Source organism: Aquabacterium sp. (assembly GCF_016195855.1).
Taxonomy (GTDB): domain Bacteria; phylum Pseudomonadota; class Gammaproteobacteria; order Burkholderiales; family Burkholderiaceae_C; genus Aquabacterium.
The window spans coordinates 276,628-301,694 of record NZ_JACPYU010000003.1 but is presented as its reverse complement, the minus strand read 5'-3'; the positions used below and the strand labels follow the sequence as shown (position 1 = coordinate 301,694).

24 protein-coding genes are annotated in these 25,067 nt (G+C 65.8%); 17 read left to right on the top strand and 7 right to left on the bottom strand.

Annotated features, from left to right (window positions below):
* Positions 1–4: 4 nt before the first annotated feature.
* Positions 5–934, top strand: a complete 930-nt coding sequence (gene cyoE / locus HY019_RS02975; protein ID WP_290688231.1) for a heme o synthase — start codon at positions 5–7, stop codon at positions 932–934.
* 7 nt (positions 935–941) lie between these two features.
* Entirely contained in the window at positions 942–1,577 is a 636-nt protein-coding gene (locus tag HY019_RS02970; RefSeq protein ID WP_290688229.1) for an SCO family protein, read from the top strand.
* Between the two features lie 27 nt (positions 1,578–1,604).
* On the opposite strand, the gene HY019_RS02965 is transcribed toward HY019_RS02970, so the two are convergent.
* From HY019_RS02965 to HY019_RS02945, 5 genes are all read right to left on the bottom strand, one after another.
* The gene (locus HY019_RS02965) at positions 1,605–2,465 is read right to left on the bottom strand and encodes a D-hexose-6-phosphate mutarotase (protein WP_290688227.1); all 861 of its coding nucleotides are present in this window, start codon (positions 2,463–2,465) and stop codon (positions 1,605–1,607) included.
* Positions 2,462–3,397 (bottom strand): DUF429 domain-containing protein, encoded by a 936-nt coding sequence (locus HY019_RS02960; protein ID WP_290688226.1) that lies wholly within the window; start codon positions 3,395–3,397, stop codon positions 2,462–2,464. The genes HY019_RS02965 and HY019_RS02960 overlap by 4 nt, the downstream gene beginning before the upstream one ends.
* Positions 3,391–3,819, bottom strand: coding sequence for a BLUF domain-containing protein (locus tag HY019_RS02955; RefSeq protein ID WP_290688224.1), 429 nt, complete (start codon positions 3,817–3,819; stop codon positions 3,391–3,393). Before HY019_RS02955 ends, HY019_RS02960 begins: the two co-directional genes overlap by 7 nt.
* A 5-nt stretch (positions 3,820–3,824) precedes the next feature.
* On the bottom strand, positions 3,825–4,580 hold the full coding sequence (gene folE / locus HY019_RS02950) for a GTP cyclohydrolase I (RefSeq protein WP_290688223.1): 756 nt from the start codon (positions 4,578–4,580) through the stop codon (positions 3,825–3,827).
* A 133-nt stretch (positions 4,581–4,713) separates the two neighbouring features.
* Positions 4,714–5,694, bottom strand: coding sequence for a hypothetical protein (locus HY019_RS02945; protein WP_290688221.1), 981 nt, complete (start codon positions 5,692–5,694; stop codon positions 4,714–4,716).
* A 132-nt stretch (positions 5,695–5,826) separates the two neighbouring features.
* Between HY019_RS02945 and HY019_RS02940 the strand changes: the two genes are divergently transcribed.
* From HY019_RS02940 to HY019_RS02915, 6 genes are all read left to right on the top strand, one after another.
* Positions 5,827–6,672, top strand: coding sequence for a M15 family metallopeptidase (locus tag HY019_RS02940; RefSeq protein WP_290688220.1), 846 nt, complete (start codon positions 5,827–5,829; stop codon positions 6,670–6,672).
* Between the two features lie 133 nt (positions 6,673–6,805).
* A complete protein-coding gene (locus HY019_RS02935; protein WP_035035574.1) occupies positions 6,806–7,072 on the top strand; it encodes a PAAR domain-containing protein in 267 nt (88 codons plus the stop codon).
* A 71-nt stretch (positions 7,073–7,143) separates the two neighbouring features.
* Entirely contained in the window at positions 7,144–8,697 is a 1,554-nt protein-coding gene (locus HY019_RS02930) for a hypothetical protein (RefSeq protein WP_290688217.1), read from the top strand.
* An 18-nt stretch (positions 8,698–8,715) separates the two neighbouring features.
* The gene (gene tssM / locus HY019_RS02925; RefSeq protein WP_290688215.1) at positions 8,716–12,606 is read left to right on the top strand and encodes a type VI secretion system membrane subunit TssM; all 3,891 of its coding nucleotides are present in this window, start codon (positions 8,716–8,718) and stop codon (positions 12,604–12,606) included.
* The gene (gene tagF / locus HY019_RS02920; RefSeq protein WP_290688213.1) at positions 12,603–13,589 is read left to right on the top strand and encodes a type VI secretion system-associated protein TagF; all 987 of its coding nucleotides are present in this window, start codon (positions 12,603–12,605) and stop codon (positions 13,587–13,589) included. The genes tssM and tagF overlap by 4 nt, the downstream gene beginning before the upstream one ends.
* A gap of 1 nt (position 13,590) precedes the next feature.
* Positions 13,591–14,391, top strand: a complete 801-nt coding sequence (locus tag HY019_RS02915) for an OmpA family protein (protein WP_290688212.1) — start codon at positions 13,591–13,593, stop codon at positions 14,389–14,391.
* Positions 14,392–14,436: 45 nt separating this feature from the next.
* Here the strand turns inward: HY019_RS02915 and tssA are convergent, their stop codons facing one another.
* Positions 14,437–15,519 carry a type VI secretion system protein TssA gene (gene tssA / locus HY019_RS02910; RefSeq protein ID WP_290688210.1) on the bottom strand — a complete coding sequence of 361 codons (1,083 nt, stop codon included), beginning with the start codon at positions 15,517–15,519 and terminating at the stop codon, positions 14,437–14,439.
* A 138-nt stretch (positions 15,520–15,657) separates the two neighbouring features.
* On the opposite strand from tssA, the gene HY019_RS02905 reads away from it, so the two are divergent.
* The 4 genes from HY019_RS02905 (at position 15,658) to HY019_RS02890 (ending at position 18,992) form a co-directional block, all read left to right on the top strand.
* Positions 15,658–16,452, top strand: a complete 795-nt coding sequence (locus HY019_RS02905) for an energy transducer TonB (protein WP_290688209.1) — start codon at positions 15,658–15,660, stop codon at positions 16,450–16,452.
* Positions 16,453–16,461: 9 nt separating this feature from the next.
* Complete coding sequence (locus HY019_RS02900; protein WP_290688208.1) at positions 16,462–17,223, top strand: MotA/TolQ/ExbB proton channel family protein; 762 nt, start codon at positions 16,462–16,464, stop codon at positions 17,221–17,223.
* A gap of 11 nt (positions 17,224–17,234) precedes the next feature.
* Complete coding sequence (locus HY019_RS02895) at positions 17,235–17,675, top strand: biopolymer transporter ExbD (protein WP_290688206.1); 441 nt, start codon at positions 17,235–17,237, stop codon at positions 17,673–17,675.
* A gap of 105 nt (positions 17,676–17,780) precedes the next feature.
* On the top strand, positions 17,781–18,992 hold the full coding sequence (locus HY019_RS02890; RefSeq protein WP_290688205.1) for a CoA transferase: 1,212 nt from the start codon (positions 17,781–17,783) through the stop codon (positions 18,990–18,992).
* Here the strand turns inward: HY019_RS02890 and HY019_RS02885 are convergent.
* Positions 18,979–19,761 carry a helix-turn-helix transcriptional regulator gene (locus HY019_RS02885; RefSeq protein ID WP_290688203.1) on the bottom strand — a complete coding sequence of 261 codons (783 nt, stop codon included), beginning with the start codon at positions 19,759–19,761 and terminating at the stop codon, positions 18,979–18,981. The genes HY019_RS02890 and HY019_RS02885 overlap by 14 nt on opposite strands.
* A 112-nt stretch (positions 19,762–19,873) precedes the next feature.
* On the opposite strand from HY019_RS02885, the gene HY019_RS02880 reads away from it, so the two are divergent.
* From HY019_RS02880 to HY019_RS02860, 5 genes are all read left to right on the top strand, one after another.
* On the top strand, positions 19,874–20,323 hold the full coding sequence (locus HY019_RS02880; RefSeq protein WP_290688201.1) for a YiaA/YiaB family inner membrane protein: 450 nt from the start codon (positions 19,874–19,876) through the stop codon (positions 20,321–20,323).
* A 31-nt stretch (positions 20,324–20,354) separates the two neighbouring features.
* On the top strand, positions 20,355–20,801 hold the full coding sequence (locus tag HY019_RS02875; protein WP_290688199.1) for a hypothetical protein: 447 nt from the start codon (positions 20,355–20,357) through the stop codon (positions 20,799–20,801).
* An 11-nt stretch (positions 20,802–20,812) separates the two neighbouring features.
* Positions 20,813–21,655: a DUF2145 domain-containing protein gene (locus HY019_RS02870; RefSeq protein WP_290688198.1), complete on the top strand. Its 843-nt coding sequence runs from the start codon at positions 20,813–20,815 to the stop codon at positions 21,653–21,655.
* 72 nt (positions 21,656–21,727) lie between these two features.
* Complete coding sequence (locus HY019_RS02865; protein WP_290688196.1) at positions 21,728–23,659, top strand: MFS transporter; 1,932 nt, start codon at positions 21,728–21,730, stop codon at positions 23,657–23,659.
* A gap of 23 nt (positions 23,660–23,682) precedes the next feature.
* Positions 23,683–25,053: an MFS transporter gene (locus HY019_RS02860; protein WP_290688194.1), complete on the top strand. Its 1,371-nt coding sequence runs from the start codon at positions 23,683–23,685 to the stop codon at positions 25,051–25,053.
* Positions 25,054–25,067: the final 14 nt, after the last annotated feature.

The following is a 25,067-nucleotide window of genomic DNA, read 5'->3' as shown; positions in this document are numbered from 1 at the left end:
ATGCATGTCTGACGCAATCGCTTCTTCCGCCGATGACGTGGTCATCACCGCGCCGGCGCAGCCCTCGACCTTCCGTCAGTTCTATGTGCTGACCAAGCCCCGGGTGGTGCAGTTGATCGTGTTTTGCGCGGTCATCGGCATGTTGCTGGCCGTGCCTGGCATGCCCAGCAAGTCCGAGGCGCTCACCGCGTTGGCGGCCTGCATCGGCATCTGGCTGGTGGCCGGTGCCGCCGCCGCGTTCAACTGCCTGATCGAGCAGGGCATCGATGCCCGCATGAAACGCACGGCCTGGCGCCCGACCGCACGCGGCGAGCTGACGCGCTGGCACACGCTGACCTTCAGCGCCGTGCTGTGCGGCATCGGCATGGCGATCCTGGCCCTCTGGGTCAATGCCCTGACCATGTGGCTGACGCTGGCCACTTTCGTGGGCTACGCGGTGATCTACACGGTGGTGCTCAAGCCTTTGACGCCACAGAACATCGTGATCGGCGGGGCATCGGGTGCGATGCCGCCGGTGCTGGGCTGGGTGGCCATGCGCGGCGCGGTCGAGCCGGAGGCCTTGATGTTGTGTCTGATCATCTTCCTGTGGACGCCGCCGCACTTCTGGGCCCTGGCGCTCTACCGCGTCGAGGACTACGCTCGCGCCGGCCTGCCCATGTTGCCGGTGACGCATGGCAATGCCTTCACGCGCCTGCACGTGCTGCTCTACACCGTGGTCCTGCTGGCCGGCACCTTGCTGCCCTTCATCTACGGCATGAGTGGCTGGATTTACCTGTGGTCGGCACTCAGTCTGGGCCTGGTGTTCCTGGCTTACGCCTTTGCCCTGTGGCGGCGTTACAGTGATGCACTGGCCCGCAAGACCTTCCGCTTCTCCATCATCTACCTGATGCTGTTGTTTGCAGCCTTGCTGGTCGATCATTACTGGACGATCTGAGCAAGCCATGTCCCTCACGTTTTTTTTCAAGCGCCGCACTGTGTTGCTGGCGGGGCTGGCGGCCTTGTCACTGGCCGCTTGCGACAAGCCTGGCGCGCCTGTGCCCAAGGCCGCCGCACCAGCCAAGTTCAATGCTGTTGACATCACCGGGGCCAATTACGCCCGCAAGCTCTCGCTGACCGACTACAACGGCCAACCGCGTGAACTGGCTGATTTCAAGGGCAAGGCCCTGTTCGTGTTTTTCGGCTTCACGCAGTGCCCTGATGTGTGCCCCACGACCATGGCCGAGCTGGCCGAGGTCCGCAAGCGCCTGGGCGCCGATGGGGAGCGCCTGCAGGGCGTGTTCGTGAGCGTGGACCCGGAGCGCGACACGGCCGCCGTGCTCAAGGCCTATCTGCAGAACATGGACCCGAGCTTTGTGGGCCTGCGTGGCTCGCTGGAGCAGACCGAGGCTGTGGCCCGCGAGTTCAAGGTGTTCTACCAGAAGGTGCCCACCAAGAACGGCAGCTACACCATGGACCACACGGCGGGGGCCTTCGTGTTCGACCCCGACGGCCAGGTGCGGCTGTTCGTGCGCTATGGCATGAAGGTCGAAGACCTCACGGCCGACATCCGGCAGTTGCTGGCCTCGTCCAAGCGCTGATCGGCAAACTGCGGATCGGTCTGGCGTTCAGGATGCCTGCAGCGTGAAGCTCTGGCGGCCGCTCCAGCTCTCGTCCGGGCCCAGGGTGATGGGCTCGAAGATGTTGGCGCCTTCCACGCACAGCATGTGTTGCCAGCCGTCCTCGGGCATGTCCTTGAGCGCCGCACATTTGTCGGGGCCCGGGTTCCACAGCACGAGGTCAGGCAGCTGATCGGTCTCGATGGCCAGGCGGCGCGGGCCATCGCGCAGCAGCAGGTTGCGGGCCTTGGCGTAGATGCGGTCCACTTCGCCCGAGAAGCGCTTTTCCGGGTGGTCTTCGATCGTTTCACCGCCGGTCAGGCTGTCCACATAGTGGCAGCCCTCCAGCCCTTGCAGGCGCGCTTGCGCCAGATCTGACACGGCCAGGTAGGTGTGCAGCGCAGCCGCAAAGGGCCAGCTGGTTTCGCCCGGGTTGTGGGCGTAGAGCTCCAGATCCAGGCGCTGGCCGCTCAGCGAGATGGTCAGCTCCAGCGTGAAGCTGTGCGGCCACAGGGCGCGGGTTTCGGCGGTGTCGTCCAGGGCCAGGGTCAGCTGGGCATGGTCCTTGGCCCGGCTGCTGCTTTCCACCGCCCAGGTGCGGGTGCGTGCCAGGCCATGGCGAGGCAGGCTGGTATCGGGGCCGCGTTGTTCGAACTGCGGGAAGATCACGGGCACACCGCCGCGCACGGCTTGCCCTGGGCCGGCCACGGCCTTGGGCGACAGGTACAGCTGCTCGCGCCCCCCTGCGGGGATCCAGGACACCACATGGCCGCCATGCAGCAGCACGATGGCTTGTGCCCCGTCAGGAGCTTGAACACGCACGGCGGGTTGGCCGAGCACCTCGGTCATCGGGAAAATCAGATCGCTCATGCCGAGAGTATCCATCCTTCGATGGGGTTCACGTTGGCGGGCAGGCCCCAGAGGGCGGCGCCTTGTTCGTGCTGTGCGTGCGCCCAGCCAGCCTGCATCAGGCACAAGACGGCATCCAGGCGGTCGCCTTTGGGGTCGGACACCAGCAGATCGCGCTGGGCGGGGCTGAGCTTGAGCCGCAGGCCCAGCCGGCTGCGACCTTGCTCCAGCGCGTCGACCAGGTCCATGCGGGCAATCAGGCGATCGTCGGTGGCGTCTGTTTCGCTTTTGTAGCTGCGCCTGCCCAGCAACTCGCCGGCCAGCAGGCCGGGGTAGGCCTCAAAAGCCAGGGCATGGGCTCGCCCCTGGCGCAGGCCAGGCAGCGTCAGATTGGCCTGGATCAGCCTGGCCATGCCCTCAAAGTACATCTTGCCCACGGGCACATAGCGCGTCTGCAGCGGGCTGGTGCTGGAGATGCCCGGCATGGCCTGGTCGGTGGGGCGGTGCAGCAGTTTGCTGCCGGCGGGGCGATCAAGGTGCCAGCTTTGCCCCCAGGTGTCGACCAGGTGCTGAAAGCCGGCGCGGTCACCGCAGTGGCGGTGCAGGGCTTGAATCAGGCAGTCTGCCGGCTGGCCTTTGGCTGCGTCATCAAGATCGGCCAGCAGCGTGGGCAGCTCGCCCGGGCCATGCGTGCGCAAGGCCTCCACAAAGGGCAAAGGCAAGCCAAAGGGGAAGTCGCAGCCCATGACGAAACCCTCGGCCAGCTCGGGGCGGCCAGGGGCCAGCAAGGCCTCCAGTTCGGCAAGCGTGGGGAATGCGTCCACCCGGTCGAGCTTGACGACGTGCCCGGCTCGGCGCCCCCAGGCCAGGGTCAGTGGTTTGCGTTTGCTGGGCGCGCAGCTGAAGTCCAGGCCCAGCAGCACGGCCGGGCCGGGCGGGTGCGGGCTCAGCAAGGCCGCGAGACGATGGAGGCCGTGGCGATCAGCTCTTCCAGCAGGGCGATCGAGACCTTGCCGGACACGGCGTAGGGGTCCAGCACCGGGCGTTCGGAGTACTTCAGCAGGATGGACGGGTTGACGCGCGCCAGGTTGACCTGGCCCATGGTCCAGCCGGCAAAGCGGCGCTCGGTGATCTCTTCGTAGTCCAGCAGCACGACATCACGGTGACGCGGGTCGTGGCTGATGGCGTTGTAGAGCTGGCTGACGGCATCACGGCCGCCTTCGAGCACCTGCATGAAGATGTCGCCGCTGTAGCACAGCAAGCCGGTGATGCCCAGGGCCGGATTGTCCTTGCGTGAGACGGCGAGGATGCCGTCCACGGCTTCAGGGGTGAGGGCCTCAGCCGCGCGGCTGGCATACAGCAGACGTACCAACATGGGGCTCAGCCTTTCTTGTGGTTGACCAAGGAAAGGAATTCTCGCCGCAGATGGGGGTCCTTGAGGAAGGAGCCGCGCATGACGCTGTTGATCATCTTGGAGTCCATGTCCTTGACGCCACGCCAGTGCATGCAGAAGTGGTCGGCCTCCATGACCACGGCCAGGCCGTCCGGGTTCATGTGCGATTGCAGTACGTCGGCCACCTGGGTGACGGCTTCTTCCTGAATCTGCGGGCGGCTCATGATCCAGTCGATCAGGCGTGCGTACTTGGACAACCCGATCAGGTTGGAGTGCTCGTTGGGCATCACGCCGATCCAGACCCGGCCGATGATGGGGCACAGGTGGTGCGAGCAGGCGCTGCGCACGGTGATCGGACCCACGATCATCAGCTCGTTGAGCCTTTCCGCATTGGGAAATTCCGTGACCGAGGGGGCAACGTGGTAGCGGCCCTTGAAGATCTCATTGAGATACATCTTGGCCACGCGGCGGGCCGTGTCCTGCGTGTTGTGGTCGCTGTCGGTGTCGATCACCAGGCTGGACAGCACCTCGCTCATCTTGCTCTGGACCTCGTCCAGCAGCTTGTCCAGCTCACCCGGCTCGATGAATTCGGCGATGTTGTCGTTGGCGTGAAAACGCTTTTGGGCGGCCTTGATGCGTTCGCGGATCTTGATGGAAACCGGCACACCCTCGTGCTCGGACGCCTCTGTGGTGGGGGCTTCCGGCTTGGTGGTATCGATGGCTCTGAGCGAGGGAGTGGTCATGGCGCGTCCAATGACAGGGGGATGACAGACCCTCGATGCTAACAAGCTGCGGACAACCTTGCTGCCCATCCGGATTGAAGGCGGATGGCAGGCGGACTGCCGGGTGCGCAATCTGGCCGTGAACAGGGCGTGTTCAGTCCTGGTGGCAGGCGGCCGCGGTGGGGTTCTGCACGCAGACCCGCGCGCGGCAAGTGGCGGCATCAGGGCCGCTCAGGGTGCCGCAGCGGCGCTTGATTTCTTCAGCAACCGATTCGGTTGGGCGGGGGCGTGTGTGGGCGAACATGGCTTCCAGCAGCGCCACGTCGTCGTCATTGCGGCCGCCCGCTTGCGTGCGTTTGCTCGTGGAGGGGGCCGATTTGGCCTGCTTGCTGGCATCCAGCACCGCGGCGGTCAACTGAGGGCTGGCTTGCGCGCTGGGGGCCGCCATTGCCACCAGGGTGGGTTTGGCTGGCTCGGCTTTGGCGCTGGCCGTCGTCGTGGTGCTGGCCGATTTGGCTGTGGCCGGCAGAACCGGCGCGATGCTGCCCGTGGCGCTCATTTTGGCGGGGGCGCTGGTGGTGCTTTGGGTTGTGCCGTGGGTGGTGCTGTTGGCCAGCACCGGGGTGGCGATCGCAACGTTCTCGATCACCGCGGCTTGCGCAGGGCGCGTGGGCGTGTTGGCGGCGGTGCGCACCGGTGGTGCGATGAGGGCTGCCAGTGGGTTATCGGGGCTGACGCGGGATGCCGCAGCAGGCTTGGTGGCGGTGGTGGGGCGGTTGAGCTCTGCTGGTTGATCTGCCGCATCCGGCTTGGCCAAAGGCGCATGCCCGTTCACCAGCACCATCACGAAACTGGCCAGCAGGCTCAGGACGCCCACGGCCATCAGGCCAAGCAGCGCCTTGCTCTGCCAGTTGCTGCGCTTCTTCTTGGTGATGCCGTGGATCTTCATCGGGCCGCGCGCGGGGCGGCGTGTCGACTCCAGCGTCGATAGAATGCGCACGCGCTGCGTGTCGCCATCAAAGCTGCTGGGCTCGTTGTCCATGCCCGCGAACAGGCTGGGACGCTCCAGGCTGGGGCGGCCGGGTTTGTCTGGTGTGTGGTGGCGAGCAAGTCGCCCACCGCTGTGCTGGCTCAAGCCGGTCTCCCTTGGTTTTTCGGTTCTTTGCGTAATCGGCGAATTCTAAGGACGGCACGTCTTCGGCGTCATGGGGTGGCAAGCAGGTTGCAAACAATAGTTACAAAAATGGTGCGAACAGGGTGGGTATGGTTGGCTTTTCTGTTGGGCTGCGGCGTGCTGGCGCTGCTGGCCTTTCCGCATTGGCGTGAGCGGGTGCGTGCGGCCTGGTCGAGCTGGTCCCAAGGTGGCGCGCGGCGAGGTCGGCAATGGGGCCGTCAGGTGCAGTCCGGCCGTGATGCGGTGGTGGGTGGCATGCTGGGGCAGGCCCAGGCGGCACAGACCTGGTGGCAATCACGCTGGATGTGGGCCGTGGGCAGTGTGCTCTTGCTGCTGGCCCCGGTGCTGATGGTGCTGGGCTGGAGCCTGCAGGGCCCGCGTGCCCTGGATGGTTTCGATGACCGTGTGGACCCGGGCAACCGCCAGGTGGCGCATCTGCTGGCGGGCGAGCAACTGGTGCCGCCCCCACCCTTGCCGCCGGCGGTGTTCACCACGGCCGAGGTCGAGATCGTGCGCCCGATGCTGTCAAGCGCCGATCGCCGTTGGGATCTGATGGACCCTGGGTTCGTTCAGCGTGTGCTGACCGTGTTCAAGATCATGAAAGAAGAGCACGGCTACGAGATGGCGCTGCTGGAGGGCTACCGCAGCCCAGAGCGCCAGGCCATGCTGGCAGCCAAGGGCAGCAATGTGACCATGGCCGGTGCCTGGCAGAGCTACCACCAGTACGGCCTGGCGGTGGACTGCGGCTTCTACAAGGATGGCAAGCTGGTAATCTCCGAAAAGGATCCCTGGGCCATGCGCGGCTACGAGCTGTATGGGCAGGTGGCCGAGCAGGTTGGCCTGACCTGGGGTGGCCGCTGGCAGATGATGGACCTGGGCCACGTGGAGTGGCGCAAACCCGCTGCCAAAGCCGCCATCCGCGCCGCAGGTAACCGCTGAGCGCATTTGACACAGTTGGTAACGGTGCGACCCCTCCAGCGGGGGGGCTTGCTGGCGCGTGCAGCCTTTAGACTCGCCCCGCACCGGAGAGATCCGGCTGACACAAACAACATCAGACAGGGAGCTTGACGCCATGGGACGTCCATTCATCGTATTGGGTGACACCACCGATCACGGTGGCACCGTGGTCGAGGCTTCCGGCACGACCGATACGCAAGGCAAGCGCATTGCCCGCGTGGGCGATCAGGTGACCTGTCCCAAGCGCAGCCATGGCACGACCGTGATCGTGTCAGGCGACCCCACCATGATCATCGACGGCAAGCCCGCCGCACGCCATGGCGACAAGTGCGCCTGTGGCGCCACCCTCATTGCCGCCCAGGCCGTGTCCACGGGCAACTGACGCGTCGGGTGCATCACACATAAACGGGTCGGGGTCGGGATCGACACGGTCATCAAGCAGGCAGTCAAAGCATGACCAAGGTATTGAAAGCAGGCGCACTGTGGCTGGCGATCACCATCATCGTGTGGCTGATCACCATCTGGCATTGGCAAAGCAATGCGCACGATGCCAGCACGGGCGAGATCGTCGGGCAGCTGTTCGTGCTGCCTGTGGCGCTGACGGCGTTCTTGCTGCTGGTGCTGTGGGCGGTGAAGCGCTTGCGCGTGCAGGCGGCGGCACCGGTGGTGCCGGTATCGAAGGCCTTGGATGGTGCGCCAACGGTGGCATCTGTTCACGCGGTGTCGGATGAAGCGCAGCGCAGCCTGTCGGCCTGGGTGCTGGCCGAGGCGGTGACCCTGGCCGCTGGCAACGATGCCGGGGCAGCGTGGGCTGGCTTGCGCTCCCAAACCGTGCGCCCCGAGCTCGACAGTGAATTGCAGGATGTGGATGGGCTGCCCATCTTCACCTCGCGTGTGGCCGATCTGGATGTGCGTGACTGGCTGGATGCCCATGCCGAGTTGATGCAGGAGCCTGCCTTGTCCGAGCCAGTCCTGCGTGGTTTGGCCCTGCTGGAGGCGCCCTTGCACCAGATGCTGGAGGCGGTCCGCGAATTGACGCCTGCGGCCACGTCGGCCGATGGTGCGGGCCATGCAGGCATGGCGGCGGGCGAGGGCACGTCCACCGGCCACATGAAGGCCCACTTGTCAGGTGTGGCGGCCCCGGTCAACAAGGCACAGGTACAGGCCCGCGCTGCCCTGGCTCCGCACCTGACCGTGCGCCTGCTGCTGCCCGCACAGTGGGCGCCCAGCGAGCGTGAGGCTGCCGTGGAATGGGTGCGCAGCCAATGCGGTTCCTTGCTGGACTGGGCGGAAGCCCATCGCGCCAAGGGCCTGCGCTGGCAGACTGAAGCCGTCGAGCGGCCGGAAGGGCTGTGGGACGAAGTCGACCGCCAGATCGTGCAATGGTCGCGCGACCCACGTCCCGAGCTGCTCTTGATTCTGGCGGTGGACAGCGCCGTCAACGAACACAGCGTGGACCGCATGCAGGCGGTAGGTGAGTTGTTCACCTCATCGCACCAGACGGGCAAGGTGCCCGGTGAGGCCGCCGCCGGCCTCTTGCTGGCCAACGAGCATTGGCCTTTGCTGGCCGAGCCAGCCGTGCCGCCGGTGCGCATGTGGCGTCCCGTGCGGGCCACGCGCGACAAGTCGGCCGATGCCGCTGGGCGTGTGGGGGCCGCTGTGCTGGGCGCGGCCCTGCAGCAGGCCATGGCCTTGAACCAGGCCAACAAGGACCGCTTGCTGGTGGTGTCCGACGCGGACCACCGCGCCAGCCGCACGGCCGAGTTGTTCGAGGCCTTGCAGGAGGTGGTGCCCGGCGTGGACCCGATGCTGGCCGTCACGCGCGTGGGCGAGTCCTGCGGCGACATGGGCCTGGCACGGGCCCTGGTGCCTTCCGCCTTGGCGTGCACGGCGCTGCGTGCGGGCGAGGTGCCCGACCAGGTGGCCGTGGCCACGCACGTGCAGTCTTCTCATGAGCGGGTTGTGGTGGCACTGGCGCCTTGGGGCGCAGCGCTCGCTTCAACCTGATCGACATCGGATATTTCCATGCAACGAATCTGGCAGTTCCTTCTTGACCCTCGCGTGCTGGCCCTCATCGGCCTGGCAGCTTTGGCGGGTTTCCTTCTGGTTGGCGCGGACGCTTTGCGCATCGGCCTGGTCTGGGCTGTGCTGGTGCTGGCCCTGCTGCTGGCGGCCTGGGGCATCGTGTGGGGCGTGCGCCGCTACAAGGCCAGGCAAGCGGCGCAGTCGCTTGAAAACGCCATGGATGCCGAGGCCGACAAGGCCATGAAGGCGGCCGTCAAAGCGGGCAAGCAAGATGAAGTGGCCGCCGTGCGCGAACGCATGGCCGAGGCCGTCAAGCTGATCAAGTCGTCCAAGCTGGGCGAAACCTCCGGCTCGGCCGCCTTGTACGAACTGCCCTGGTATGCCGTGATCGGCAACCCCGCGGCGGGCAAGAGCTCGGCCGTGGTCAAGTCGGGTTTGAAGTTCCCGTTTGCAGACAGCGCCGACAACGTCATCCAGGGCATTGGTGGCACACGCCATTGCGACTGGTACTTCACCACCGAAGGCATCTTGCTGGACACGGCGGGCCGCTACTCGGTGCACGAGGAGGACCGCAAGGAGTGGATGGGCTTTCTGTCCCTGCTCAAGCGGCACCGCCCCAAGGCACCGCTCAATGGCGTGATCATTGCCGTGAGCATTGCCGAGCTGGGTGCCAACAAGCCCGAGTTCGCCATCGACCTGGCGCGCAAGCTGCGCCAGCGCGTGCAGGAGTTGACCGAGAAGCTGGAGGTGTTCGCGCCGGTCTACGTGGTGTTCACCAAGGCCGACCTGATCGCCGGCTTTGTCGACTTCTTCGAGGACCGCGACCGCAGCGAGCGTGACAAGGTCTGGGGCGCGACCTTGCCCTATGACACCAACGGTTCGGTGGACGCCGTGTCGCAGTTCGAGACGCATTTCGACGAGCTCTACCAGGGCCTGAAAGAGGCCTCGGTGGCACGCATGTCCCTGCACCGTGGCGAACAACTGCCGCCCGGCGTGCTGACCTTCCCGCTGGAGTTCGCTGCGCTCAAGCCGGCGATGCGCACCTTCATCAACACGCTGTTTGAAGAGAACCCCTATCAGTTCAGGCCCATCTTCCGGGGCTTTTACTTCACCAGCGCGGTGCAGGAAGGGCAGTCCACCAGCCGCGCCAGCGAGCGCGTGGCCGAACAGTTCGGGCTGCAACTGCAGCCAGGCACATCGGCTGCGGTGTATTCCAACAGCGGCTTCTTCCTCAAAGAGCTGTTCTCGCGCGTGATCTTCGCGGACCGTCAACTGGTCCAGCAGTACACAAGCCGCACCAAGCTGCACCTGCGCTATGCGACCTTCTTTGGTGGCGTGCTGTTGCTGGGCGCTCTGTTGGCCGCGTGGACCTGGTCCTACATGGGCAACCGTGAGTTGGTGGCCCATGTGCAGGCCGACCTGGTCAAGGCCCAGCAGGTGCAGGACAACCGCGTGGACCTGCAATCGCGGCTGGAGGCACTGGAGATCCTGCAGGATCGCCTGGAGCAGATGCAGCGCTATCGCCAGACGCGGCCCTGGTCGATCGGACTGGGCCTGTACCAGGGCCAGGCCATCGAAGACCGTTTGAAGGAAGAGTATTACAACGGCCTGCAGGTCGTCATGCTCAAGCCCACGGCGCAGGCGATCGCGGCCTACCTGGGCGACGTCAACACCCACGCAGCCGATCTGCGCCCGCTGCAGTTCCTGCCCGATCCCAATGCGCAACCGACCATGCAGCCAGCCGCTGCCTTGCCCGTGGCCGCAGCCGCATCCGGTGTGATCAACGAGCACGCCAATGGCGACCCGATCACGGAGGCGCCCGCTGCCGGCTCGCCTTACGCCAACGCGTCCAGCACCAATGTCACCGAGGCCTACAACGCCTTGAAGGCCTACCTGATGCTGGGTGACCGCAGCCGCCTGGAGCCGGGCCACATGAGCGACCAGCTCACGCGCTTCTGGCGCACCTGGCTGGATGCCAACCGGGGCAACATGCCGCGCGAGCAGCTCATCCAGAAGGCCGAGCGCATCATGTCCTTTGCCATGGCGCAGATGAACGATGCAGCCTTCCCCGAGCAGGACCTCAACCTCAGCCTGCTGGACCAGACGCGCGACAACCTGCGCCGCGTCATCAAGGGCATGCCCGCGCGTGAGCGGGTGTATGCCGAGATCAAGGCCCGTGCGGCCACGCGCTTTGCCCCCGTGACGGTGGCGCGCCTGGTGACCGATGCCGACCGCCAGGTGGTGGCCGGTGGTTACGCGGTGTCGGGCGCCTTCACGCGCGAAGCCTGGAACGGCTACATCAAGGACGCGATCAAGGACGCGGCCAACAGCGAGCTGCAGTCCACCGACTGGGTGCTCAAGACCGCCTCGCACGACGACCTGACGCTGGAAGGCAGCCCCGAGCAGATCCAGAAGTCCCTCACCCAACTCTACAAGACCGAGTACGTGCGCGAGTGGCAGAAGTTCATGCAGAGCATCAGCGTGCAGGACTTTGGCAGCTTCGAGGTGGCCGTGGCCAACATGAACCGCCTGGGGGATCCGACCAGCTCGCCTGTGGGTACCTTGCTCAAGACCTTGTACGAGCAGACATCGTGGGACAACCCCAGCCTGCTGGACGAGCGCCTGGGGCAGGGCAAGCGCACCTTCATTGAGTGGTTCAAGCAGACCGTGCTGGGCGCGGTGCCGTCGCCGGTGACGATCAACGCCGATCTCAACTTCGACAAGGAAAAAAACAAGCCCATGGGCCCGATCGGCAAGGAGTTCGAGGCCGTGGGCCGCCTGATGGTGCCGCGTGAAGGTGGCGCGCCCATGATCAAGCCTTATCTGGAGTCCTTGTCCAGGATCCGCTCGCGCTTCAACCAGATGAAGACCCAGGGCGACCCGGGCCCCGCGTCGCGCCAGCTGATGCTGCAGACCCTGGAAGGCGGTGGCGAGTTGGGCGAAGCGCTGAAGATGGTCGACGAGCAGATGCTCAATGGCATGAGCGATTCCGCCCGTGCCACGCTGCGCCCCTTGCTGGTCCGCCCCTTGATGCAGGCCTTTGCGGTCATCGTCAAGCCCGCCGAGGCGGAGCTCAACCGCGTGTGGATGGCGCAGGTGTTCGAGCCCTATCAGCGCACGCTGGCCAGCAAGTACCCGTTTGACCGCAGCTCGCGCATGGAGGCCGCACCTGGCGAGATCGCCAAGGTGTTCGGTGCCGAGGGCGTGATCGCCAAGTTTGTCGAGCAATCACTGGGCGCCCTGGTGCTCAAGCGTGGCGATGGCGTGACACCACGCACCTGGGCCGACATGGGGCTGCGCCTGCGGCCCGAGTTCGTGGCGGGCCTGGGTGCGTGGATCGCACCGCTCAATGGGCAGGCTGCCGGCGGAGGTGGCGGGAGCGCTGCTGCGGGTGGTGGCGCCGCAGCGGCTGCAGAAGCGCAGACTGTCTTCCAGATCCTGCCCATGGCCGCACCGGGCCTGACCGAGTACACGGTGGACATCGACGGCCAGGTCATGCGATATCGCAATGGCGCGGCCAGCTGGACGCACTTCGTGTGGCCAGGGCCCGGCACGCCAGGGGTGCACATCACCGGCATGACGCTGGATGGCAAGCCGGTCGAGTTCTTCAATGAATCGGGCCGCTTCGGGCTGGAGAAGATGATCAACGCCGCGCAGCGCAAGCGCATCGACAACCAGGTGTTTGAGCTGCGCTGGCCTCAAGGTGCCAACTCGGTGGCGGTGCAGTTGCGCATCATCTCCAATGCCGCCACGCCGGCTCCTGCGGCACCGGCCGCACCGGTCAACAGCGGCAACAACGGCCCGCAGGCCAAGCCGGGCGCGCTGCCTTCGATCATTGCAGGGCCTGATGAGGCCATGGCGAACAACAAACAGGAAGGTCCTGCATCATGAGCGCGGCGCGCACATCCTCTACGGAGTTGCTGTACTTCGGCAAGGTGCCGTCCCGTGGTGACTTCGTCCGCAGCGGGCAACATGCCACGCTCATCGCGAGCCTGGACAAATGGCAGTCGCAGACCATGGACCGCCTGGCCACGGACCCTCGCTGGAAGCTGATCTATGACGCGGCGCCCGCCACGCAATTTGCCATCCTGGGCACCGACAGCTCGGTGGGCCTGGCAGGGCACTGGCTGGCCAGCCAGGATGCCTCCGGACGGCGCTTTCCTTTCATCACGGCCGGGGCCTTTGACCTGGCGCAGCCGCGCGACTTCGCGCTCCTGGGGCCCGTGGCCTTGTCTCGCCTGTGGGCCCGCCTGGAGCAGGTGGCCCGCGTGGCGCATGCCGCCATCGAGCTGGAACATGCCCAGGCCAGCCTGAGCGGGCCGCTGGATGTGGACGTGAACCCGGCCGCCGCACAACGGGCCTTCGAGGACTTTCTGGAAACGCACACGGTGGCCAGCCTGGAGCAGATGCTGGCGGCCAGTGGCACGCGCCTGTCGGTGCGCCAGGCCACGCTGGCACTGGGCATGCTGCTGCAGCCAGCCATGGCGCAGGGTGCGAGCAAGCTCAACAAGGTGCTGTGCCTGCCGCTGGTGGCGGATGCCGCGCTCAGAGGGCCGGTGGCGTCTTACTGGCTGGCCCTGATCACGGGCTTCTTTGCGCGCCACCCGCTTGAGCTGGGCTTGTTCCTCACGCAACAGCAAGGGCGTCCGTACATGGTGCTGGGCTTTCAAGGCGCTTCAGCGGCCACGCTCAATGCGGTGATCGACCCGGCCTTGCTGGAAGAGCAGGGTGTGAGCCTGCAGGATGCCGAGTGGGTCGAGGACGAGGTGGACGCGGACTATGGCTTGCGCAAGCTGTCCAACTACCTGCGTGACCCGGCCTTGTCGCTGGCGCAAGCCTTGAGCACCTACCGCGAAGTGTTCCTGGGAGTCTGATGTGAAGTCGTCTTTGTTCAAGTGGATGCTGGGGTGCCTGGGTGCTGCCTGGCTGCAAGGCGCCTTCGCGCAGGTGCCTGCAGCCGCTGGCGCCGCGCAGGTGACCGGGCCCAATCAGGTGGTGGTGGCCGGCACGGTGCCCGATGAGGCCACCCGCGTGGCCGTGATCTCACGCATGCGCGAGCTCTACGGCGTCGATCGTGTGGTGGACCAGCTCACGCTGGGCTCGGTCGTGGCGCCGCCGCAATGGAACCAGTATGTGCAAAAGCTGCTGTCGCCCTCGCTCAAGCAGGTCAGCCATGGGCAGCTGAGCATCCAGGGCAACACGGTGGACTTGCGTGGCGAGGTCGGCAACGAGTCCGTGCGCCAGCAGATCGCCAGTGACATGGCCCAGTCGCTCAACCCGACCTACACCGTGCGCAACGGCTTGCGCGTGGCGGTGCAGGAGCAGGCGGTGGTGGACCAGGCGCTGGCCAACCGCATCGTGGAGTTCGAGCCCGGCAGCGCCGTGCTGCGGCCCACGGCCTTGCCCATCCTGGATGAAATGGCCGCCGCCATGACCAGGCTCAAAGGGCGCAAGTTCGAGGTCATTGGCCACACCGACGCATCGGGCGGGCGGGCGGCCAATGTGAGCTTGTCGCTGGCGCGTGCGCAGTCGGTCAAGTCTTACTTGGTCGGCAAGGGCTTGCCCGCTGACAGCATGGCCATTTCAGGCCTGGGGCCAGACCAGCCTGTGGCCTCGAATGCCACGGATGAGGGCCGGGCCCGCAACCGACGCATCGAGTTCCGCGTCGGCTTCTGATCGACGCGTGGTCCCATGGCCGCTCAGGCGGCACGCTGGGCCAGCTCAGGGGCTGGCTTCGTCGCCGTTTTCCAGGCCCAGCAGTTCTTCGAGGTGCGACATGGCGCCCTGGTCCTTGATGACCTTGCGCAGCCATTCGTGCAGGGGCATTTCCCCCCACTTCACCGCTTTCTCGGCCAGGTAGGCCACGGGGCTGTGGGGTTCGGTGCGGCGGAAGAAACCGGCCACTTCGCGCAACTGTTGCAGGGCCTGCGCACGCGTGCGGGGTGGGCCGCCGGCCTTGCCGCCTGCACCTGTTGAGGGGCCGGTATCGGTGTCGTCCTGAGCTGGGCCGCCTTCATCGGTGGCCCCGAGGCTGTCGGCGTCACCCAGGGCGCCGGTCTCACGGCTCAACCGCTCCAGCTCGTGGATGGCAGCAGCGATGGCTTCCTTGGCTTGCACGAAGCCCGGGCCATCGGCGCCCAGGTGGCCATCGACCACGGCTTGCCAGGCCAGCAGGTGGGCCTCGCAGCGCCTGGCGGCTTGCAGGTGGCCCAGCAGGTGCTGGGCCGGGGTGTCCTTGAGGGCGCGGTTGAATTGCTCCAGGGTGATCTGGTCGGCGCCTTGCTGGCGTTGGTCCTGGTTGTCACGGTCGGTGCTGACCGAGGCCAGGCGCGCGGCAGCGAGATCGCTCAGGCTGTAGGCGGCACCCTGGCGCCCTTTGGTGAAGGGCAGGGCGGGGCTCAAGGCCACCACGCGGTGCAGCAGCCAGCCCATGTTGCCGGTGCGCTCTTCAAAGTCACCACCGTCTGGTTGCGGGTGCAGGCCATCCCAGTAACGTTCGCACAGTTGGGTGCACAGTTGCAGGCCTTGGTCCAGGCCGGCATAACCTTGGGTCAGCGCCAGGGCTTCGGTGAGCCACATGGCCAGCCGCAGGTCCTTGGTGCGGGAGTTCAGCAAGGTGCTGCAGGCTTGCGCCACGCCGGGCCAGTCGGCCACTTTGAGGGACGTGACCCATTCGCCCTGGTCCAGGGTGGGGTCGTCCTGGCGCCGCATGTCGGCGATCTGGTCGAATTCGAGCGAGAAGGACATGTCTTCGCCACATGGCGAGGCGTCCGAAATGGGCGCGAGCAAGGCGTCAAGTTCCATACGATCCCTGTTTTCTTGGTCGTCAATCATCCCATGAAGCCCGGCCTGGCCGGCGCTGCCTGGCTCCCCCAAGCTGGGGAGGTGTCACCCAACATGGATAAGATCGGCGTTTTGCCCGCGCGGCTTCCTGAGCGTCCCATGAGCCTTGCCCTGTCACGACCGTCCGCATCTGGTCTGCCGCTTCTGCCGGCGGACCTGAGCGCGCGCCAGCGTGGCGTGCTGGGGGCGGTGGTCGTGGTGGTGCATGGCCTGATGGCCTGGCTTTTGTGGCACACCGCAAGCCCCACGCCGGCCGTGGTCGAGCCCCTGGTGATCACGGCCACCCTGGTGATGGACAGCCCTCGGCCTGCGGCCGAGCGGGCGCAGCCGCCCACGCCGCTTGACCCTGTGCCCACACCGCCGCGGGTGATGCCGCGGCAGCCGGTGGTACCGGCCAGGACGGCGCCTGCGCCAGCCCAGACGCCCGTTCTGGCCAGCGCCAGGCCGCCGGCGCCAGGCGCCGAGGTGCCGGTGGCGCCCCCGGTGCAGGAGAGCAAACCCACCGCGCAGGCTGCGGCTGTGGCGCCCGCCCCTGCTGCAGCGGCCACCGCGCATGCCCCGGCCAGCCCGGCACCTGCGGCCGAGCCCGCGCGACCGGTGCCGGCCAGCCCCAGGGAGCTGCCTATGTCCGCCGTGCGTTACCTGGTCGAGCCGCCGCAGGTGTACCCGCGTGCCTCGCGTGACCTGGGCGAGTCGGGTGTGGTGCTGCTCAAGGTGCTGGTGGACGAAGAGGGCCGCCCCAAGGACGTGCTGGTCAGCAAAGGCTCGGGCTTCCCCCGGCTGGACCGCCAGGCCGTGCAGAACATGAAGGGCGCGCGCTTTCAGCCGCATATCGAATCCGGCGTGCCGCGTGCCGTCTGGGTGCCCGCCGAAATCGTTTTCAATCTCGAATAGACCCGCAAGATGACCCTCCCTGCTGTTGCCGCTTCCTTGCCAGCGTCTGCTGCCATGACCAGTGAGCCGGTGGCCTCCGATCTCGGCTTCGTGCACTTCATCCACCAGACCGATGCCGTGGGGCAGGGCCTGTTCCTGATCCTGGTGCTGATGTCGCTGGTGTCGTGGGGCTTGATCCTGACCAAGGGCGTGGCCCTGGTGCGCCGCCAGAAGCGCAGCCGTGCCTTTCTCGATTTCTTCTGGAATGCCACCTCGCTGGAGGCGGTGCAAGGCGAGATCTCGGCCAAGGGCGTGCACGAGCCCTTTGCACACCTGACTGCACATGCCATGCACGCGCAAGCTCACCATGCGCGCTTTGGCGCTGCCAAGCTGGAAGAAGCCGGCAGCGCGCAGGAGTTCCTGACCCGCACCATCAAGAAGGTGCTCGACGAGATCACCATGAACATGGAGAGCGGCCTGAGCGTGCTGGCCACCATCGGGGCCACGGCGCCCTTTGTGGGCCTGTTTGGCACGGTCTGGGGCGTGTACCACGCGCTGTTGGCCATTGGTGCCACCGGCGCCGGCACATTGGACAAGGTCGCCGGCCCGGTGGGTGAGGCCCTGATCATGACCGGCGTGGGCCTGGCCGTGGCCATCCCCGCGGTGATGGGCTACAACTGGCTGGCGCGCAGCAACCGCGTGTGGGGCGCCCGCCTGGATGCTTTTGCTTTCGAGCTGTTCACCTTCTTGTCGACCGGCCAGACGCTCAAGGGCTCTGGCCAGTCCAACTGAAAGGACGCGACATGGCTTTCGCCAGTTTCGACGACAAGCGCGCCAACGCGCCGATGGCCGAGATCAACATGGTCCCGCTCATCGACGTGATGCTGGTGCTGCTGGTCATCTTCATCGTGACCGCGCCTTTGCTGAGCCACTCGGTCAAGCTGGAGTTGCCCAGAGCCAGCGCACAGGTGAGGTCAGCCAAGGCCGAGAAGATCGACCTGTCGATTGACGCCAATGGCCTGCGCTACTGGAACGGGCAGGCCTTGAGCCGCGAGGACTCGGCCGCACGTTTTGCCAGTGAAGCAGGCAAGGCGGTGCAGCCCGAGGTGCACCTGCGTGCAGACCAGGCCGTGCCTTACCGCGCCGTGGCCGAGGTGCTGGCCGATGCGGCGCAAGCCGGGCTCACCAAGATCAACTTCGTGACCGACCCTGAACTGGCGGCGCAGCCAAAACCTGCGCCTTGATCCGTCCATGGCCGCGCCGATTACCGCGCCCATTGCAGCGCTCACCGAGCCTGCCTGTTTGTGCGAGAAGCCTTCGATCACCTGCCTTTTGAACTGCCACTGACCATGACCACGACACAGCCTGCATCCCTCATCCCGCCCCAGGCCCTGGAAGGGCTCAAGGTGATCGAGTTGGGCCAGTTGATCGCCGGGCCGTTTGCCGGCAAGACGCTGGCTGACTTCGGCGCCGATGTCATCAAGATCGAGCCGCCTGCGGCCGAGGGGGCACCCGGTGGTGACCCGCTGCGGCAATGGCGCATGCTGCACAACGGCACCAGCGTGTGGTGGCAGTTCCAGAGCCGCAACAAGAAGAGCGTGGTGCTGGATTTGCGCACCGAGGAAGGCCGCGATGTCGTGCGCCGCCTCATCGACGAGGCCGATGTGGTCATCGAGAACTTCAAGCCGGGCACCATGGAGAAATGGGGCATGGCTTATGAGGATCTGAGCCAGCGCAACCCCGGCCTGATCATGCTGCGCATCAGCGGCTATGGACAGACCGGGCCTTATCGCGAGCGCCCCGGTTTTGCCGTGGTGGCCGAGGCCATGGGCGGCATGCGGTATCTCAATGCTGAACCGGGCCGTGTGCCCGTGCGCGCGGGCGTGAGCCTGGGCGACACGCTGGCCGGCCTGCACGGCGCCATCGGCATCCTGCTGGCCTTGCAGGCACGCCAGCGCAGTGTCAGCCCTGACGCGCCAAAGGGCCGGGGCCAGGTGGTGGATGTGGCCCTGTATGAGGCCGTGTTCAACTGCATGGAAAGCCTGCTGCCCGAGTTCAGCGCCTTCGGGGCCATCCGCCAGCCAGCGGGTTCGGCCCTGCCCGGCATCGCGCCCAGCAATGCTTACCCTTGTGCGGATGGCATGGTCGTGATCGGTGGCAATGGGGATTCGATCTTCAAGCGCCTGATGATCGCCATCGCGCGCGATGACCTGGCCACCGACCCTGAGCTGGCCAGCAACCCCGGCCGCGTCAAACGTGTGGCCGAGATCGATGCGGCCATCGGCGCCTGGACGGCCACACGCAGCGTGGAGCAAGTGCTGGATGTGCTCAACGCGGCCAGCGTGCCCGTGGGCCGCATCTACAACGCGCAGGACATCGCGCGCGACCCGCACTACCGTGCGCGCGACATGATCCTGCCGGTGACCACGCACGATGGTTTGACCGTCGAGGTGCCGGGCATCATCCCCAAGCTGTCGGCCACACCGGGTGTGATCCAGCGCCGCGGCCCCATGCTGGGCGAAGACACAGAGGCCGTGCTGGCTGCGATCAAGAAGCCTTGATCGATTTTTTGACGGGCTTGGCCAGCGAGGGTGGCGGCTCGCGCCACAGGTCCACAAAGGCCTGCCACCACCACGAGCGCAGCCCGACCACCAGCGTGTAGGGCTTGCGTTTGTCGGCCGGCAGGCGCTGGTCGGCCAGATGCTGCTGCGCAAAGTCTTCGGCCGTGCGCTGCAGGCGTTCGGCAAAGGCCGTGGCCAGGCCGGGGCCCAGCGAGCCGTGTACCAGCAAGAGCAGCTCGTCCTCGCCATCAAAGCCGCCGGCGAAGTATTCGTCCACCACATGGGCACGGAAGAAGTCCATCACCGGGCCGTTGGGGCGCCAGCGGAAGGTCTTGGCGACCTGCAGGCGGTAGCGGTTGAGCGGGCGCAGCTCGATGATGCCCAGCTTGTCGAGCTTGGTGAAGTAGCGGATGCACTCCACCTCGCTGATGGCGTAGCTGGAGACGATCTGCTCGAAGGTCCACTGGCTCAGGCAGCAGATGGCCAGCAGCAGGAGCTTGCGATCGGCCACCACGGCGCGCTCTTGCGCCAGGCTCAGCTCGCGGCGCATGGGTTGGGCGTCGGCCACGCGGCGCGCCAGCTCGGCGAAATCCAGCTTCAGGGCGCGGCAGATGTCGTCCACGCGTGACAGCGGCATGTCGGCCTTGGCGAAGATGCGCTTGACGCTGGACTCGGCCATGCCCAGCCGCTTGGCCAGCTGGGCGTAGGTCACACCAGCGGACTTCAGCTCGACCTTCAAGGCCTTGACCAGATCCTGGCTGGTGCTCATCGGGGGCTCCGTTCTGCATGAAAGTATCGAAAAATGATACTGCATGGTCGTGTGGCATGCACTTCGTATTGTCTGGTTGACCCTGGTGGGCGGTGAGCCAAGAATCGCGTCCATGTTCAACAGCCAAGGCAAGACCATCATGGCTACTGTGATTCGACGCGATACCCGGGCCTGGACGATCCAGGTGTGGCTCTCTTTCTCGATTGCCGCTTTCCTGTGCGGCACGGGTCTCGCGTGGCTGCCCGGCAAGGCGATCGAGCAGGCCTTCATGGTCATGGGCTATGTGTTTTCCTTGTCCACGGTCTTCGTGCTGTCCAAGCATGTGCGGGACCAGGCCGCCCATCAGCACAACACGCCGATGTGGTCGGTCGTGGTCTGGTTCGGCTTTGCGCTGGCAGTGGGCCTCACAGGTTGGGGCATGTGGCAGATGGCCATCGATCCCTGCTTCAAGGCCTTCCTGATGGTGTGCTGGTTGTTCCTGCTGTCCTCGGCTTTCACGCTGGCCAAGATGCTGCGCGATGCCCATGAGGACGATCTGGCCGAGTCGGCTGTGTCTCAGTAATGCCTTCCAGCAATCTCACAAGAGGTGAATCATGAAGACGAATGAATGCGTGATGAAGTCGGGCCGCCGTGGCCTGGTGGCGACGGTGATGTCTTTGTCGATGTTGGCGGCCATGGTGCCCGCCAGGGCGCACAACGATGGGTTGTCCGAGGCCAGTGCCTTGTCGGCCTTGCCGGTGGCCATATCGATCTCGGCGCCGGTGCTGTCGGTGGCGGCTGGCTCGGTGCTGGTGCTGGTCTCCGTTGAGGTGGTGGCCGATGGCACGGTCTGGGTGCTGCAGCGCGCCAGCGATGGTGCCCGCATCGTGGTCAAGTGGTCGGCCATCTCGGCGGGCATGGCTTCGGTGGCCGTGGGCGCGGCCATCACGGTGACAGCGGTGAGTGCGGGCTGGGTGTTGTCGACCGCGGGCACGGTGCTGGCCTTGATCCCCAATGAGCTGGGCAAAGCCTTGTTGCACCACGAGCGGGTGATCCGCTGAAGGAGGGCGCCATGCAGGCCAAACAGAATCAACGCACGCTGCGTACAGGCAATGTGGGCCAGGTGACACCATTGCGCGCGATGGCGCGGGCGATCACGATGTGGGCAGCTTTGTCGATGAGTGTCGGCGCAGCATGGGCCGGCCGCCCTTGTGACACCGAGCCTTTGAAGTTGTCTGCGGTCACGCAAGGTTTAGGTCTGGCCGAGCGCACGGTCAAGCGCCTCAACGAGTCGGGTGCGCAGGTGGTGGTGCTGGCCCGCTCAGGGCAGAACCTGCGTGAGTACGGCTTGCGCTACTCGCACCTGGGCCTGGCCTACAAGGACGGTGAGGTCTGGCGGGTGCTGCACAAGCTCAACCAGTGCGGCACGGACAAAGCGTCCATCTACCGCGAAGGCATTGGCGACTTCTTTCTGGACACGCCTTATGAGTACGTGGCGGCCGTCCTGCCCCTGAGCGCCGAGGCGCAGCAAAAGCTGCTGCCGTTGTTGCGCAATCCTGCCCCGGTGGCAGGCCTGCACACGCGGGCTTACAGCATGGTGGCCTACCCCTGGGCGCAGACCTACCAGCAGAGCAACCAGTGGGCGATCGAGCTCATGGCGGTGGCGATGGGGGCCGAGCAGGCCAGCCGCGAGTCCGCCCAGGACTGGCTCAAGGACCATGGCTATGAGCCTACCGAGTTGCACCTGTCCACCCTGACGCGGTTGGGTGCGCGCCTGACGGCTGCCAATGTGAGCTTCGACGATCATCCCTCCGTCTTGCGCTTCACGGGCCGCATCCGCACCGTCACCGTGGACTCGGTGTTGGCGTGGTTGCAACGATCCGGCCTGGGCGGGCCGGAATGGGTGGTTCGTTGAGGCCAATTCCCCTGCATCAAGCGGCTGATTTGTTGTCCAATGGGCTGCAATCAGCCAGGAGAGGACCCCACAGTGAGTGAAATCAGCACACGCGTCGCCGGCATCGACCACACGCCACCCACAGGGCAGTTTGCGCTCTTGTCGCAAAGGCGGTTCGCGCCTTTCTTCATGACCCAATTCCTGGGTGCGGCCAATGACAACCTGTTCAAGTTCGCCTTCACGGTGCTGGTGACCTACCAGCTCAATGTGAGCTGGCTGGCGCCCAAGATGGCCGGCCTGGTGATCGGTGCCTTGTTCATCCTGCCCTTTGTGCTGCTGTCGGCCACGGCGGGGCAGTGGGCCGACAAGTACGACAAGGGCACCATCATGCGGGGTGTCAAGGTGCTGGAGATCGGCGTCATGGTGCTGGCGGGCATCGGCTTCTGGATGCAACTGGTGCCGCTGCTGCTGGGCTGCGTCTTCCTGATGGGCTTGCATTCAACCTTGTTCGGGCCTGTGAAATACGCCTACCTGCCGCAGCATTTGAGCGAGCGCGAGCTGACCGGCGGCAATGGCATGGTCGAGATGGGCACCTTCGTGGCCATCTTGCTGGGCAATGTGGGCGGCGGCCTGATGATGGGCATCCCGGACACGGGTGTGCACTGGGTGGCGGGCAGCTGTTTCGCCGTGGCCGTGATCGGCTGGCTGGCTGCGCTGCAGATCCCGGCGTCGCCTTCGTCCGACCCGAATCTCAAGTTGAACTGGAACCCCGCGACCGAGACCTGGCGCAACCTGAAGCTGGCGGCCGAGTACCCCAGCGTCTTCCGATCGCTGCTGGGCATTTCGTGGATGTGGTTCTTTGGCGCGGTCTTCCTCTCGCAGTTCCCTTCCTTTGCCAAGGAGGTGCTGGGTGGCAACACCGAGGTGGCGTCCTTGCTGCTGGTGGTGTTCTCGGTGGGCATCGCCGTGGGCTCGCTCTTGTGCGAAACCTTCTCGCACCGTCACGTTGAAATCGGCCTGGTGCCCATTGGCGCCGTGGGCATGAGCGTGTTTGCGTTTGACCTGTACCTGGCCAGCAAAGGCCTGAGCCATGAGCCGGGCGTGCTGATGACGGTGGGCGACTTCGTCTCCCATCACGCGCACTGGCGGGTGATGGCCGATCTGGGCCTGCTGGCTTTCAGTGCGGGCCTGTACAGCGTGCCCATGTACGCCCTGATCCAGTTGCGTGCCAAGCCCAGCCACCGCGCGCGCATCATCGCGGCCAACAACATCCTCAACGCGCTGTTCATGATCGTCAGCAGCCTGATGGCCGGTGCCTTGCTGGGGCGCAACTTCTCGATCCCCGAGGTGTTTGGCGTCACCGCGCTGCTCAATGTGCTGGTCGTGGGATATGTGTTCTGGCTGATGCCCGAGTACATCGTGCGCCTGGTCATGCTGTTCGTGACCCGCATCGTCTACCGACTCAAGGTGCGTGGCGACGAGAACCTGCCCACCGATGGCGCGGCCATCCTGGTGTGCAACCACGTGAGCTTCGTGGACGCCGTCATCCTCGGTGTGTGCAGCCCGCGTCCCATGATCTTCCTGATGGACCACCGCATCTTCAAGACGCCCGGCATGGGCTGGTTCTTCAGGGCGGTCAAGGCCATCCCGATTGCGCCGCAGAAGGAAGACCCTCAGGCCTACGAGCGTGCTTTCGAGCGGGCGCGCCAGGTGCTCAAGGATGGCGATCTCTTGTGCCTGTTCCCTGAAGGCGCGATCACCAAGGACGGCCAGATTCAGCCCTTCAAGCCCGGCATCATGAAGATCCTGGAGACCAACCCGGTGCCCGTGATCCCGTCGGCCCTGCACAACCTGTGGGGCTCGACCTTCTCGCGCATTGAAGGCGCGGCCATGGCCAAGCCCTTGCGTCGTGGCCTGTTCAACCGCATCGGCCTGGTGGTGGGCGAGCCCATTGCCCCGCAAGACGTGACGCCCGAGGGGCTGCAGACACGCGTGCAGGCCTTGCTGGACGAGCCATCTCCTTGAGTTGCTCTTGAGATGTCCTTGAGATGGCAACGCCCAGTCGACCACATCAGATCAGGCTATTGGGCCAGCGGCGCTTTGCACCGTTTTTCTGGGCGGTGTTCCTGGGCGCCGTCAATGACAACCTGCTGAAGTTCGCCGTCGTCCTGATCCTGACTTACCAGGTCCAGGTGAGCTGGTTGCCGCCCGAGGTGGTGGGCCCCGCACTGGGTGCCTTGTTCATCCTGCCCTCGGTGCTCTTGTCAGCCTCGACGGGGCAGTGGGCGGACCGCGCTGATCTGGCCCGCCTCATGCGTCTGGCCAAATCGGCCGAGGTGCTGATGATGGCGCTGGCCGCGTGGGCGCTGTGGGCGCGGCATGCGCCGGCCCTGTTGCTGAGCGTGCTGCTGTCCGGCGTGCATGTCACGGTGTTCTCCACCGTGAAGTACGCCTACCTGCCTCGGCACCTGAGGGCAGGGGAGTTGACGGGCGGCAACGGCCTGCTGGAGATGGGCACCTTCACCGCCATCCTGCTGGGCACCGTGTGTGGCGGTGTGTTGCTGGCGCCAGGTGGCGGCGGCACCCTGGCCTTGATGCTGACCTTGCTAGGCCTGGCCGTGGCCGGGCGGCTTGCTGTGCAGGCCGTGCCTTCAACGCCGTCTTTGTCACCGGAGTTGAAGCTCAACTGGAACCCGCTGGCCGAGACCTGGCGCAACCTCGATCGCATCCACCATGAGCCCGTGCTGCTGCTGTGCCTGCTGGGCATTTCGTGGATGTGGTTCTTCGGTGCGGTCTTCCTGGGCTTGTTCCCCATCCTGAGTAAGGCGGTGCTGCACGCCCACGAAGACATCGCCTCTTTGTTGCTGGTGGTGACCTCATTGGGCGTGGCGGCCGGCGCGCTCTTGTGCGAGTGGTTGACGCACGCGCAGGACAGCGACGAGCCCCAGTTGGGCCTGGTCCTGGTCGGCGCCCTGGGCATGGGGGTGTTCGGCCTGGACATCGCCTGGGTGGTGCACGGCATCGCGCATGACCCTGGCATGGCGCAGGTCCAGGCTTATTCGGTGCAGGACTTCATCGCCAGGCCCCTGCATTGGCGCGGGCTGTTCGACCAGTTGATGATGTCCATCTCGATTGGCCTGTTCAGCGTGCCCCTGTATGCCCAGATGCAATACCGCGCTGAGGCCAGCCGCCGGGCCCGTGTGGTGGCGGCCAACAACATCCTCAATGCGGTGCTGATTTTGCTCAGCGCGCTCATGACCTGGCTGCTGTCGGTGCTGGGTTTGGGTGTGGGGGCGATCTTTGCCGTGGCGGTGATACTGCACCTGCTTGTCGTGATGATGACGCTGCGCTGGCAGCCGCTGCTGTGGCGCCATACCGTGGTCTGGCTGCGACGCTGGCGGCACCGGGCGCCTGAATGAGGTGGCCGCCGCCC